We start from the raw sequence: 12,502 nt of genomic DNA, 5'->3' as shown, positions 1-12,502 counted from the left end.
CTCACTCCTCCTCATATGCATCCCGAAAATCAGCGCCGATTTCGCCAAGGAAGCTTTTCTCGGCGCTCTCGGCGATTTCACGATGGCGTTTCTGGTAAAGCTCCCACAGCTTGGCGCTGCGCCCGCCCGCAAGCAGGTTGCCGAGCGCCGAATTCGACTTCAGCTCCTGCTCGATCGCCGCCGGCTCAAAACGGTCGACCATACGTCGCAAAGCGGCCTGCACGCCGCGCCAGGCGCGCACGTGGTGTTGCGCGAGATCGCGAACCGCGTCGGCGATTGCCGCTTCGCCGGCGAGAAATCCGGGGCTGCGCTCGGCGATAAGCGTGACGATGGCGTCGTCGACCGTCGGCAGGAACTTGAGCGGATTGACTTCGGATGCCCCGACCATGGTCTGGGCGACGCGGGCGTTGCCCTTTTCCTCGGCCCGCTTGCGAAGAAGCTGCATCAGGCCTTCCATCATCAGCCGGTATTCGCGGCCGAACTTCTCCATTTCCGCGATGCTGTCGCGTCCGGGGAAATCGGCTTCCTCGACACCCATGCCGCGCAGAAATGCGGAGCGAAGCGCCGTGTCCCCCAGTTGCGCCGCTGCCGGCAGGCGGGCAGGTTTTGCGGCAGCGCCCGTCCGCGCTGGGGCGTCTGCTGCCTGCACGGGCAGATCCCAGGGATTGGCGGATTGCGGCCGTGAGGCAATGCGCTCACGCTGTCCGTTCGAGCCGACGCCGTTTGCCGAACTTGGAGCGGCCGCTGGTCCGAAACCAAAGTCATCATTGAATTCGAACGGCTTTCCGGCGGCGGCTTCAGTTGGGCGGTTAAGAGAAGGCACCGGATCGATGCTGAACGGATCCGCGAAGCTTGCCGCACTGCCGGTTTCGGGATGAGGATCAACGCCCGTCGACCCAGGCGTCGAAACCGGATCGAGGCTGAACGGGTCATCGAAAGCAGGCGAGCTGCGCTGACTGGAAGCGGCACGCTCGAATGCGCCAGCAACCGGCTGCTCGAACGGGTTGGGCAGATCGGCCGGTCGTGGCCGTCGCGGCTCTTCCTCGACCTTGGCGGAAAAGAAGTCGTCACCGCCGATGCTTATGGGCCCCCGCGATGCCTGCGGCAGGCGTTCGGGAACCGGCTGGCTGGCTGCTGCCGGTGCCTGGGCGGTTGGCGTCTGCAGGTCGACATGGACGACATAGTCGCCAAGCCTCAACCGCATGCCGCTTTGAAGGCGCGTTGACTGACCGGCACCGAGCGGGCTGTCGGAGTCGTTTATGTACAGTCCGCTGCTCGACGTGTCGGTGACGAAATAGCCGTCTCGCCCGCCCGTGATCCTGCAATGGGCGCGGGAAACGAACATGTCGGGATCGTTGATCTGCCAGCCTGCGTCGGCGCTGCGGCCGATCACCAGTTCGCCTTCGTCCAGCCGGGTCTGCCGTACCGCCTGGGTGCGTGGCCCTTGCTCCAGCGTCAGCAGCAGGCTCATGCCGCGACCCCCGCCATTTCCGGCCGCCATCCGACAATTGTCCGCAGCCGCAGATCGTCAGCATCGCCCCTTTCGGCGGGGCGCGCAAGCCAGGCGGTCCGGCCGAGCTGGACCGCGCCGATACGCGGCGGCGGTACGGCTTCGCGCGCCAGCACGATGCGCAGGTCGACATCGAGCGTCTCCCCGACCATGTCGCGAACGGCCTGCTTGAACAGTTTGTGGCGCGAGCCTCCCGGCAGGAACGCCTTGAACTCGTCGAAGCCGAGAGGGCCGACGCGCAGTTCGATCCTGCTTTGGCGGTTGAAAACGCGCGGGCCGATCGTCGCTCCCCGGCCAAGCCCCGCATAGGCTTTCGCGAGGCGCGTCTGCAGCCCGGTCGGAATGGTTATCCAGGCGGCGATGAATTCCTTGATTTGAACCGGCACCCTGAAGGCTTCCGCCAGGAACAACGTCAGCCGTTCCGGACCATCGATCTGACTGGCGAGCGAAGCGGCTTGCCGAAGCTTGACGGTGTCGAGATCAGGGTTCTGGGTTCCGGGAAGCCCGATCCCCGCCATCGCTTCAAGCATGGCGCGAACGCGGCCGCCGACCGCGCGCTCGACCTGGACCGCCGGATGCGCATCCGCCCAGGCGCGGTAGTAGAGGGCGATCATGCGGTGCTGAAGGATGTTGACGAAGTCCACGAAGGTCGTGTCGCTGGTCTGCTGTGAATCGGCGCCGCCGAACCAGCGCTGCGACAGGCGGTCGAGCACCCAGCGCGTCAGATGCAGCGGCATTGGGCCCTCAGGTCCCAACAGACCGAGATTTGCAACCGTGACCCGGGCCGGTGCCTTGTCGCTGGCCTCGCGAAATTGCACCAGGTCCCGCGCGGAAAAGGCCAACCGCACATGCTGGCCGAGCCTTGCCGGCTCGCGGTCGGGGCGTCCGGAATGGCCGAACAGGCCGCTCCGCTGCTCGAGACGGCGCAGCAGTTCAAAAAAGTCGAATCCTTCAGACAGACCTTCGGCCCGGTCCGGGCCGGCCTTGTCTAGATCAGGCGTCTTGTCTAGATCAGGCGTCTTGTCTAGATCAGGTAGCGATTGCCGGGCGTCATCGGCCATGGCACATCCTCCTGCTTCTGCAGCAGCCGCGTGCGGGTTCGCACGAAGCCGTTTATTCCGGCATGACGGGCAAACAGCCGCGCCAGCAAGGCCGACAGCAGCAAGGTGCTTTGCCCGGCCAGCACCGACTGATCGACATGCAGCGTCACTTCAGTGCCACGTCCGAAGCACATCGGCCCGTCGATCTGCAGTCGCTCGATGACCGACCGCGAGTCGATGCGCACGATCGAATGCACGTTGCGGGCAAGGCTTGGATCGCCCCGATCGGCATAAAGATCGAGCAGCGCATGCAGCGGATCAACGCCCCGGCCATCCTTGGCAAGGCTCAAGAAATTGAGCGCCAGCTGCGCCACCAGTCGCCAGGCAAGATCGTCGGCTCGGGATTCACCATCGGCTCCGGCGGGCAGTGCCGCGGGGATGGCCGGCTGCGGTGGACGCAACGCGCCGAGCAGTCGGACGGATTCGACCGGATCACCGGCCTCCAGCGTCAAGGTCGGATTGTCGTCGAGGATCGGCAGGTCGCGGTTGGTGCAAAGCGCCATGATGTCGAGACGCTTCAACGGCCGGTTCGCGGGGTTTCCAAGCGGCCGCGATACGGCCAGGAAAACGTCGTCCCCGGTGTATGATGTGCGGGTCAGGCCGTCACGCCGTTCATCCTCCGTTGCCCGGCGTGGGCGCCGCTCCGTCGAATATACCCAGCCACTGCCGCGGTTCTGCCCGAGGCTGAACAGCTCCGGTATCTCGGCGTCGCTGCCTTCATTGTCGGCATCCTCGACGCGCAGGACCCGATAGATCTCAAAGTCGCGCGCCCGCGTGCGGTCGGCGTGCAGCACCTGCCGCGTCTTGCGCTGATCGAGCTCGACGACGTTGCACTCACGCTCGAACAGATTGATGATCGGCGTCGCGAAAAGCTCGAAATCCGCCGGCGTCAGGTCGGCGAGTTCAGGCACCCGGCGGCGGAACAGGAAGATGATCTCCAGTCCGGCCTCGCATTTGCGCACCACCTGTTGCAGTCCCATGACCCGCGCATAGTGAAAGCGCTCCGGCATGATGAAGTATTCGCGCAGCAGGCGGTAACCTTCGAATGTCGGGCGGGTGCGCGGCATCAAGGCCTCGTCGTCGCTAATGCCGACCATTTCGGGTGCCGGCAAGGGCGACAGCCGGTTGGTCTTGCCTTCCGGTCGTGCGCCAATGGCCACGCAAGAGCCGAAAATGGCGTCGAACAGAAGTGGCGCCTTGGTGCGTCCAGCAAAATAGAGGTCGAGCCGGTCGAGCGCCAATTCGTCGAGTTTGCCTTTTCCGGTCCGCGTCAGCGCGAGGCGCAGCGCCGCCTCGCCGGCGATGCCGTCGATCGGTCCGATGCCGGCCGCCGCCAGCGCGCTGCGATCCTGAAAATAGCTGACCGAAGTGATCGCTATCGGCCATAAGGTCATGTCCTGTGCGGTCGAGAACGTGCAGCGCGTTGACAGGCCGGGTTGCAGGCTGGAGACCAGCCGCGTGTTGCGCTTGACGACGTGGCCGGTCGGCATGGTCTGCACCTGCTGTCCGGGTTTCAGCACCGCCATTGCCGTTGCCGGCGCCGGCGTGACGAGATCGGGATAGAGGACATCGAGCACGCTGCGCGAAAATCGCGAGCGCTCGGCGTCGACCTTTAGTCGGGTACGCGCGGCGAGGAAGGCGACACCGTCCAGCAGCCGTTCGACATAAGGATCCGGGCAGGGCACCGTATCGAGGGAGAGGTTGCGCGCCACCGCCGGATGCATGTCGGCGAATTCCGCCGCAAGGCCGCGGATATGGGTCAGTTCCTCCTCGTAATATTCGACGAAGACCCGGTCCATCTCAGGCGTCCCTAATTTCGGTCCGCGCCAAGCCGTTGTCGAGATTGATCGTGGTGCGCAGGCGCATGCGTTCCGGTGTGGGCGTCATGATCAGCACGGCGTCTATCTCGATCTTCAGGCCCACGGTCTTGTCGCCCAGGGTGACGCTAACTTTCGTCGCGCTTTCCTTGAGCCGGGGCTCGAAGGTGGCGAGCACCGAGCGGATTTCGCGCGCCAGCACGTCACGGTCGAAGTCGCGGGACGACCTACCCGAGAAGGAAGGCACGCCGTAATTGACCACGCTTCGACGCACCTCCGGAAAATCGGCGAGCGACGGCGGATTGTCCGCCATCTGCTCGTTTTCCAGGTCGGAAATCAGCGGCGTGGCCTCGAAGCGCTCGGTGTTGAACAGCGCCTCGATGTCGCGCCGCACTGCTTCCCGGAGCACGCGGGCCGACACCACCACGCCACGGCTTTCGATCTCGACGCGGTGCTGGGTCTGGAAGGCCAGGCGATGCAGACGCCGTTTCTGATCGGGCGTCAGCTCCGCATCGGCATCGATGGTCCGCGCATTGCCGGCGACGAGGGTTTCGAGACGGTCCGCGCCAAGTTCGTCCAGCAGGACATGGCGCAGCCCCTCTATCTCCGAGGTCAGGCCCGGCAGGTCATTGACGAGACGATCCCAAAGCGACGGCTGGACGGCCTCGCTTTTCGCCCGCAAGCCACCGGCGATCTGTTGCTTGCCCGCGCCGGGCCGCCCAATCTCACTTGCCGACATAGACATCCATTTCGGCTTCATCATTGCCGTCATAGACGAATTTTATCTTTTTGTAGGCGAAGCTGACCTCTTCCTGGATCAGATCGGCCTCGTCCTCGGCCTGCGACATGTCATATTCCATGATCGAGGCGTCGGTGAGCGTGACGACCAGGTAATCCTTGGTCTCGCCATCGATGGTCCGGCGAGCCGAGAACACCACTTCATCCAAGGCCTTGTTCTCGAACAAAGCCTTTTTCAGGTAGGGCGAGGATTTGTCGTAGTGTTTGATGAACTTGATCATGCCCATGGAGACGCGGCCACGGCGTGACAGCGAATTCGGATCATAAGGTGCGACCATCTTGTAGTCGACGCCATGGATTTCGATCTCGTCATCGTGGCCGTCGCGGGTGCTGGGCCCTTTGATGTCGGGAACCTTCAGAAAACCATCAATCTTGACTGGCATTGTCTTTCTCCACCGCTTTCAAACAAAACAAGGTCTGGTTGCTGCAAATCAGGTCTTCACGGACGGCAGTTCCGAGACCAGCCGCAGCGAGGCGTTGATCCCTTCCAATTGGTAATGCGGGCGCAGGTAGAAGCGGGCGTTGTAGTAGCCCGGCCGGCCTTCCACGCTGTCGACCTGGACTTCGGCCGCGGCAAGCGGGCGCTTGGCGCGCGCCTTGTCGTCGGCGAAGGCCGGGTTGGCCAGCACATAGCGGTTGATCCACTCGGTCAGCCAGATCTGCATGTCGGAGCGCTCCTTGAACGAGCCGACCTTGTCGCGCGCAATGGCCTTGAGGTAGTGCGCAAAGCGCGACACCGGGAAGAGATAGGGCAGGTTGGCACTCAGCCTTTCGTTCGACTGCGCGTCGGGGTCGACCAGCCGGCCTGCGCGCGTTTCGTCGTCCTGCAGCGAATGGGCGCCGATGAAGGCCGCCAGATCGGTGTTCTTCCGGTGCAGGATCGGCATCAGGCCGAGCTTAGCCAGTTCGGCCTCGCGGCGATCGTCGATGGCGACTTCGGTCGGGCATTTCATCGCGATCGAGCCATCATCGGTCGGGAAGCTGTGGACCGGCAAATTGAGCACGGTGCCACCATTCTCGACGCCGCGGATCTGCGTGCCCCAGCCGAACAGCTTGTGGCTGCGGTTGATGTTGACGCCCATCGGAAAGGCGGCATTCATCCAGACATATTTGTTGTGATCGCCCTCCACCTCTTCCTCGAAAGTGAAGCCCTTCACCGGAACGGTGTCGGTGCCATAGGGCAGCCGCGCCAGGACGCGCGGCATGGTCAGACCGATATAGCGGGCGTCCTCGCTCTCGCGCAGCGACTGCCATGAGGCATAGGCCGGGTTGGAGACGATCTGCTGCAGGTCTTGCGGGTTGGGCAATTCCTGCCAGCTGTCCATGCGGAACAGGCGCGGCGAGGCCGCTGCGATAAACGGCGTGTGCGCTGAGGCGCAGATGCCGGAGATGTTGCGCAGCAGACCGACATCGCGCGGGTGGTTGGAGAATTCGTAGGCGCCGATCACACAGCCGATCGGCTCGCCGCCCAGCATCGAATACTCATCCGTATAGACTTTCTTGAAGATCGGGCTCTGGTCCCACATCTGGCCTTCATAGTCTTCGAGCGTGTCGGCCAGCTGCTCCTTGGAGATGTTCATCACCCGGATCTTCAGCTTCTGATCCGTCTCGGTGTTGTTGACGAGGTACCAGAGGCCGCGCCATGTGCCTTCCATCTCACGCACTTCCGGCGCGTGCAGGATCTCGTTGACCTGCGTCGTCAGCATCTTGTCGATGCCCGCGATCAGCGACTTGATTGACTTGATCGCATTGGATGAGATGCTCGTGGTATCGGAACGCGATTGCGCCGCGAGCGCGAGATTTCGCACGAGTTGCTGCAGCTTCTCGCTGTCGTCCTTCTTGACCTTGAAGTCCTTCTCGAGGAGCCCGCTGAATTCGTCGAGGTTAATGGCTTCGGCCTCGGCGGCGACGGCGGCGGTCTTTTGCTGTTCGGCCATGGTTTACTCCCCTGCCTTGTCGTCGTCGGCCAGTGCCTGGCTGGCGATTTTGCCAAGCAGCGGCTCGTTGTTCAGAAGCTGCGCGATGCGTTTTTCGGCGTCGACGCGGCCGTCCATGAAGCCAAGCAGTTCCTCGAGCTGGCGGCGCATCTTGAGGATCTCGGCCAGTTGCGGCACCTGCTCGGCAACCCTGTCGGGCGCGAAATCGCCCATCTTGGTGAAGGTCAGATCGAGCGCCAGTTCCTCGTCGCGCTCCTGGCCTTCGGCTTGCGGCAGCGTGTTCTTCACCCGGGCTTTGACGCGCGGCCCGAGCGCCTCCATGAATTTGGGGAAGCGGTTGGCGTCGGTCTCGACGAAGGATCGGTCCAGCACCGATTTTGACGCTTCCTTGGTTTGCGAAGCGCCGGAAAGGTCGGCCATCACGGCCATGACAAACGGCAATTCGATCGTCGTCGGGCTACCGTAGGTTTCCACGTCGTAGGCGATCTGCACCCGCGGCGCGCGATTTCGTTCGATGACCTTCGCTTTGCTTTCGGCTGGCATGTGCTGTTACCTTTCATCTTTCTGAGCCGCCTTCTTGACATCGGGAACGCCGGCAAGGAGCCGGAATTCCTTCAGCCCAGACGGGGCGAGATCTTCCATCAGTTCAACGAAATCCATATGCACCATGCGGCGCACGCGCCGCGCCAGATGCGGTATAGGGCTCGACGGTTCGGTGCGGTCATAGAAGGCGACGACCAGATCGAGGCACTTCACCACGTCGTCGCGCGAGGAGATCCGGTCGGGAAGCCCTGTGCTCGAGTCCGTGTAGCTTGCCGCACTTGCCATAGTCTCGGCTCCATGACCGTTTCGAGCAGGCGTCGCTGGTTCTGCCGGAATGGGCGGCTTGGCCGCGCCATTCGCCACCGCACCCGCTGCCGAATTCCGTTCGAGGGTCGTCAGCAAACGCTGCAGAAACCGCTTTAAGTCCGGAACCGGAGCGCCGCTGCCTTCGAGGCGGGCGTTGAGGGCGGTTTCGACCGCGTCAAGGGCCGCGATCGCCGCCCGGGCGGCGGCGACGAGCGAGATCATCTCCGCACCGGCCTGGTCAATCTGTGCAGCACATCCGGCGCGTACCCGGTTCAACAATTGTCCGTGCGCACTGGCCAGCGCGGCCTTTTCCGCCGTGTTTAAGCCCGAGGCGGCTTCCTGGAGCATGACACGGTCGTCGAGCGCGCTTTGTTCCAGGTCGCGTCCGCTGATCGACCCGATCGAGCGCGGCGTAAAGAAAATCATCTGGCGCAGGTTCGCTAACAACCCGTCCTGGCCATTCTGCAGGTCGAGCAGCGCGTTGATGCGGCGCAAGGCGGCATCGCGGGGCGAAGCGTTTGGCCGCAGTGCCGGATGCATGGTTTCCCAATGCTGATCGAAGGTCTGGGCGATGAGCGTCAGACCCTGCGCGAGTCCGGCCAGGCCGCCTTCATTGGCTAGCGCACGTGTGACGATGACGAGCAGTCGCAGGTCCCGGCCATGCGCGCGTAAGTCCGCCGCCTTAGCCAGCACCGCGGACCAGTCGACCGGAATCGTGCTTTGCGACGTGGGCTTGTTGTTGCCGTCGTGGACGACCTTGACCTCGGGCTCGGTCAGGCGCTCTAGCTCATGAAAAGCCGGGTCGTTGCGCAAATCCTCCCCTGACGGATTTTCACCGTCGATAGGATTCAGCCAGAGTGCGAGATCAATCACCCTTACCCCCAGCAAGCGGCCCTGAGATCGCCATGTTACGCTACGTTATCACACGGTCTTACTCTATCACAATTGAGCACCTGGCTCAAAACTAACGGAAGGTGAACCCGAACGTTCTTCTCCGCTTGCACCCATGGCGCGGTTGCCGGACCCGCAATGTGAAATGCGTCGCATAGCCCGGGTGGCAATCCGGTGTTTGTTGCACCGGTATGCAAGACTTTTGTAACCGGGAGGTGCCGCCGGCACATATCCAAGCGCCTTATCCGTCACACGCTTTGTCAAGTGGCGCCTTATATGGCAGGGTATGGCCGCAGATCTTGAGAACAGGTTCGATGGAACAGCGCCGGTCATCGCAGAGCTTCAAGCGCAAGGAACTGGTCGGCAAGCTGGATTCTCTCTGTCAGCGAGCCTTCAAGGCGGCAGCCGATGCGGCCAAGCTGCGCGGCAATCCCTATGTTGAGCTCGTTCATTTCATCGAACAGCTGGTGCTGTCCGAACGCTCGGACGTGCAGATGATAATCGCCGACGCCGGGGTGGATGCCAGCCGCATAACGGCCGACCTGACCCGCGCAGTCGACAAGCTGCCCTATGGCGCGACATCGATCGAGGAATTCTCAGACCATATCTTTCATGCCATTCAGGAAGGTTGGAACCTCGCGACGCTGGAATTCAGCGTCGAGGAGGTGCGCAGCGCTCATGTCCTGCTTGCCTGCCTGAAGACGCCAGTGCTGGAAGGCCTGGTGTCCAAGATCAGCGCCGAGTTTGACAAGATCGATGCCGATGGCGTGGTTTCCCGCTTCGCCGACGTCACCGAAGGTTCGCTTGAATCCGGTGCCCCGCCGGCCGCTCCCGCCACTGAGACGCCGATGAAGCGCGGTCCGGGCCGGGATTCCGCGCTGGCCAAATACGCCACCGACCTGACCCAACGCGCCCGCGACGGCAAGATCGATCCGGTCGTCGGCCGCGATCCGGAGATCCGGCAAATCGTCGATATCCTGATGCGACGCCGGCAGAACAACCCGATCCTGACCGGTGAGGCCGGGGTTGGCAAGACCGCGGTCGTCGAGGGCTTTGCCTTGCGTATTGCAGCGGACGACGTGCCGCCCACACTGCAAGGCGTCAGTGTGCGCATGCTCGATGTCGGATTGATGCAGGCGGGTGCAAGCGTGAAGGGCGAGTTCGAAAAGCGGCTGAAGGCCGTCATCGATGAGGTACAGTCTTCCGAAACCCCGGTCATCCTGTTCATCGATGAGGCCCACACCTTGATCGGCGCAGGCGGCGCTGCTGGAACCGGCGACGCGGCCAATCTCTTGAAGCCTGCGCTGGCGCGCGGCGAACTGCGTACGATCGCCGCAACGACCTGGGCTGAATACAAGCAGCACATCGAGAAAGACCCAGCCCTGACCCGCCGTTTCCAGGTGGTCAAGATCGACGAGCCTTCGGAGGCGGTGGCCGTTCTCATGTTGCGCGGCGTCGCCGGCGTTCTGGAGCAGCACCACAAGGTGCAGATACTGGATGAGGCGGTCGAGGCGGCGGTCGGCTTGTCGCATCGCTACATCCCGGCGCGCCAACTGCCCGACAAGGCGGTGAGCCTTCTCGACACCGCTTGCGCCCGTGTCGCCATTTCGCAGCACGCCACGCCGGCCGAGGTCGAGGACATCATGCGCCGCCGCCAGGCGCTGGAGGTCGAGCGCGGCATCATCGGCCGCGAGGCCGCGATCGGCATTGAGGTGACCGATCGGCAGGCGCGCGTCGAGACCGGGCTTGCCGAAAGCGCGGTCACTCTGGCTGCGGCGCAGCAACGTTGGGATCGTGAAAAGGCACTGGTTGCCGAGATCCTCGAATTGCGCGCCAGGCTGCGCGGCGAGGGCGTGCCGCTCGATGCGGCGACGGCTGCGGAGGCCGATACCGAAACGGCAGCGGCGGACGCAGAAAAGACCAAGGTACCCAAGGCCGAGCCACCCAAGGCCGAGCCACCCAAGACTGAGCCACCCAAGACTGAGCCCAAGCCCGAAACCACGAAGACCAAGGCGGCCAAAGCCAAGGTCGAGGTGCCAGTGGTTGCCGGTCCTGCGCCGTCGGATCCGGCGGCCGACCTGGCGCGTCTGCGCGAACTCATGCCTGAGCTTGCCGCCGCTCAGGGCGAGACACCGCTGATCCTGCCGTCCGTCGATCGTAATGCGGTGGCGGCCGTGGTCCAGGACTGGACTGGTATCCCGACGGGACGGATGCTGTCCAGCCAGACCGAAAAGGCGCTCAAGCTCGCCACCACGCTTTCGGAGCGGGTCGTCGGCCAGGATCACGCCATGGAGATGATCGCCAAACGCGTGCAGACCAGCCGCGCCGGGCTCGGCGCGCCGGAAAAGCCGGTCGGCGTCTTCCTGCTCTGCGGCCCCTCGGGCGTCGGCAAGACCGAGACCGCGCTGGCACTGGCCGAGACGCTCTATGGCGGCGAGCAGAACCTGATCTCGATCAACATGTCCGAGTTCCAGGAGGCGCATACCGTCTCGACGCTCAAAGGCGCGCCGCCCGGCTATGTCGNCTGATCTCGATCAACATGTCCGAGTTCCAGGAGGCGCATACCGTCTCGACGCTCAAAGGCGCGCCGCCCGGCTATGTCGGTTACGGCAAGGGCGGCATCCTGACCGAGGCCGTGCGCAGAAAACCCTATTCGGTGATCCTTCTCGACGAGGTCGAGAAGGCGCATCCCGACGTGCACGAAATCTTCTTCCAGGTTTTCGACAAGGGGATGATGGATGACAGCGAGGGCCGGCGGATCGATTTCAAGAACACGCTGATCCTGCTCACCTCGAATGTCGGCTCCGAAGTCATCATGGATCGGACAAGGAATGGCACACTACGGGCCGGGCTTGACGACCTGGACATCGCCTTGCGCGGTCCGCTGTTGAAAGTCTTCCCTGCAGCCTTCCTCGGCCGGGTGGTGACCATTCCTTATTACCCGCTCTCGGATTCGATGATCGAATCGATCACCCGTCACCAGTTCGCCAAGATCGCTCGCCGGCTGCGGGCAACCAACGACGCGGAATTGGTGATCGGCGATGGTGTCATGGATTTGGTCAAGGCCCGTTGCACCGAGATCGAATCCGGCGGGCGGATGATCGATGCCATCCTGACCAACACGCTGCTGCCGGAATTGAGCCGCAACGTGCTGAACCGCTCGCTCGATGGCGAAAAAATGACAAAGGTAACCGTCGGCGCCTCCAAGGAGGGCTTCACCTATTCCTTCGAGTAAGGAATGTTGATGACGATTTGTTTCGGCTTCTTCGTGCGTAGGCAAGCTGAGCCGACTAGCCCGGGAGCGGCCGGTGGCGGTGAATTCGTACGACGCAATCGGTTAGAGAATGACGGTATCCTTACCTGCCACGACACCTGATCCGCGCGTGGCTTTGGTTACGCTCGCTCTCAAATCGTCGGCCGCGGCCCGGACCGAGCAGCCCCGACTCGTCAGCTGTAGAAATCCTGGTACCACTCGACGAACCGCCCTACCCCCTCGGTGACGGAGGTGCGGGGGCGATAGCCGACGGCCGCCTGCAGCGCCGAAGTGTCGGCGAAGGTGTCGGGCACGTCGCCGGCCTGCAGCGGCAGCAGCTCGATCAC

The 12,502-nt window shown here is 63.3% G+C and carries 8 protein-coding genes and 2 pseudogenes; 1 reads left to right on the top strand and 9 read right to left on the bottom strand.

Annotated features, from left to right (window positions below; all coding sequences use genetic code 11):
• Position 1: 1 nt before the first annotated feature.
• From tagH to tssA, 8 genes are read right to left on the bottom strand one after another with little or no spacing between them, the layout of a single operon-like run.
• Complete coding sequence (gene tagH, locus X739_RS138190; RefSeq protein WP_031252564.1) at positions 2 to 1,471, bottom strand: type VI secretion system-associated FHA domain protein TagH; 1,470 nt, start codon at positions 1,469 to 1,471, stop codon at positions 2 to 4.
• Positions 1,468 to 2,571: a type VI secretion system baseplate subunit TssG gene (gene tssG, locus X739_RS138195; protein ID WP_023772870.1), complete on the bottom strand. Its 1,104-nt coding sequence runs from the start codon at positions 2,569 to 2,571 to the stop codon at positions 1,468 to 1,470. Before tssG ends, tagH begins: the two co-directional genes overlap by 4 nt.
• Complete coding sequence (gene tssF / locus X739_RS138200) at positions 2,535 to 4,409, bottom strand: type VI secretion system baseplate subunit TssF (RefSeq protein ID WP_023772871.1); 1,875 nt, start codon at positions 4,407 to 4,409, stop codon at positions 2,535 to 2,537. The genes tssG and tssF overlap by 37 nt, the downstream gene beginning before the upstream one ends.
• A 1-nt stretch (position 4,410) precedes the next feature.
• Entirely contained in the window at positions 4,411 to 5,166 is a 756-nt protein-coding gene (tssE, locus tag X739_RS138205) for a type VI secretion system baseplate subunit TssE (protein ID WP_023796336.1), read from the bottom strand.
• Complete coding sequence (locus X739_RS138210; RefSeq protein WP_023767750.1) at positions 5,153 to 5,608, bottom strand: Hcp family type VI secretion system effector; 456 nt, start codon at positions 5,606 to 5,608, stop codon at positions 5,153 to 5,155. The genes tssE and X739_RS138210 overlap by 14 nt, the downstream gene beginning before the upstream one ends.
• A gap of 48 nt (positions 5,609 to 5,656) precedes the next feature.
• The gene (tssC, locus tag X739_RS138215) at positions 5,657 to 7,162 is read right to left on the bottom strand and encodes a type VI secretion system contractile sheath large subunit (protein ID WP_023772873.1); all 1,506 of its coding nucleotides are present in this window, start codon (positions 7,160 to 7,162) and stop codon (positions 5,657 to 5,659) included.
• 3 nt (positions 7,163 to 7,165) lie between these two features.
• A complete protein-coding gene (gene tssB / locus X739_RS138220) occupies positions 7,166 to 7,705 on the bottom strand; it encodes a type VI secretion system contractile sheath small subunit (RefSeq protein ID WP_023772874.1) in 540 nt (179 codons plus the stop codon).
• 6 nt (positions 7,706 to 7,711) lie between these two features.
• A complete protein-coding gene (gene tssA / locus X739_RS138225; RefSeq protein ID WP_023796335.1) occupies positions 7,712 to 8,884 on the bottom strand; it encodes a type VI secretion system protein TssA in 1,173 nt (390 codons plus the stop codon).
• Between the two features lie 332 nt (positions 8,885 to 9,216).
• Here tssA and tssH point away from each other — a divergent pair.
• Positions 9,217 to 12,137, top strand: a pseudogene (gene tssH / locus X739_RS01000000166785) (type VI secretion system ATPase TssH).
• A gap of 212 nt (positions 12,138 to 12,349) precedes the next feature.
• On the opposite strand, the pseudogene X739_RS1000000170940 reads toward tssH, so the two are convergent.
• Positions 12,350 to 12,502: pseudogene (locus X739_RS1000000170940) on the bottom strand (capsular biosynthesis protein CpsI); the annotation flags it as partial.

Origin of the sequence: Mesorhizobium sp. LNHC209A00, assembly GCF_000502915.1 — a bacterium.
GTDB lineage: Bacteria > Pseudomonadota > Alphaproteobacteria > Rhizobiales > Rhizobiaceae > Mesorhizobium.
Note: the sequence above shows the minus strand (reverse complement) of the source record. Positions and strands in the feature narration are given on the sequence as shown.

What these genes read in the sequence shown, in the direction of transcription:
- tagH (WP_031252564.1), bottom strand. Translation starts at nt 1,471, where the DNA reads ATGAGCCTGCTGCTGACGCTGGAGCAAGGGCCACGCACCCAGGCGGTA.
- tssG (WP_023772870.1), bottom strand. Translation starts at nt 2,571, where the DNA reads ATGGCCGATGACGCCCGGCAATCGCTACCTGATCTAGACAAGACGCCT.
- tssF (WP_023772871.1), bottom strand. Translation starts at nt 4,409, where the DNA reads ATGGACCGGGTCTTCGTCGAATATTACGAGGAGGAACTGACCCATATC.
- tssE (WP_023796336.1), bottom strand. Translation starts at nt 5,166, where the DNA reads ATGTCGGCAAGTGAGATTGGGCGGCCCGGCGCGGGCAAGCAACAGATC.
- X739_RS138210 (WP_023767750.1), bottom strand. Translation starts at nt 5,608, where the DNA reads ATGCCAGTCAAGATTGATGGTTTTCTGAAGGTTCCCGACATCAAAGGG.
- tssC (WP_023772873.1), bottom strand. Translation starts at nt 7,162, where the DNA reads ATGGCCGAACAGCAAAAGACCGCCGCCGTCGCCGCCGAGGCCGAAGCC.
- tssB (WP_023772874.1), bottom strand. Translation starts at nt 7,705, where the DNA reads ATGCCAGCCGAAAGCAAAGCGAAGGTCATCGAACGAAATCGCGCGCCG.